General features: G+C 45.2%; 1 protein-coding gene. It reads right to left on the bottom strand.

The features are described 5' to 3' along the window. Positions 1–682, bottom strand: a 682-nt coding sequence (locus tag ISALK_RS15685) for a hypothetical protein (protein ID WP_201756932.1), incomplete at both ends; no start/stop codon positions are given.

Below are 682 nucleotides of genomic sequence, written 5' to 3' on the forward strand. Positions count from 1 at the left end.
CAGGGTGCCACTGCCAGGCACCGTCCTTCCTTTTTTCTCTCTCCCCTTCCTCTTTCCCCCTTTTCTCCCTCTCTTTTTTTTCCCCTTCTCTCTTTTTCTTCTTCCCTTCTCCTTCCCTTCCTCTTCTTCTTTTTTCCTCTCCTTTTCCCTTTCCCCTTCTTTTTTTCCCTCCTCTCCCCTTTTCTTCCCTTTTTTCCTCTTCCTTCTCCTTTCCTCCTTTTTCTTCCTCCCCTTCCCCTTTTCCCTTTCCTTCCCCTCTCTTCCCCCCTCCTTTCCTCTTCTTTCCCCTCCCTTTTTTCTTCCTCTCTTTTTTTCTTTTCTTTTCTTCTCCCCTCTTTTTTCCCTTTTTTCTTCTTCTTCCCCCTCCCTCTTTTTTCCCTTTTCTTCTTCTCCTTCCCCCCCTTCCTCCCCTCCTTCCCTTCCTTCCTTTTTTTTTTCCTTTTTTTTTCTTTCTTCTCTCCTTTTTCCTCTTCTTTCTTTCTTTTCCTTTTCTTTTTTCTTTTCTTTCCTCTCCTTTCTCTCTTCTTTCCCCTTTTTTTTTTTTTCCTTTTTCTCTTTCTTCTCCCTCCTCTTTTCCTTTCTTCTTCTTTCCTCCCTCCTTCTTCCTCTCTTCCTCTCCCCCTTCTTCCCTCCCTTCCCCCTTCCCTCTCTCTTCTTCCTTCTTCTTCTTTCCCCCCCCCCC

The sequence above is a fragment of the Isachenkonia alkalipeptolytica genome (assembly GCF_009910325.1).
In the GTDB taxonomy this organism is placed as follows: domain Bacteria; phylum Bacillota; class Clostridia; order Peptostreptococcales; family T1SED10-28; genus Isachenkonia; species Isachenkonia alkalipeptolytica.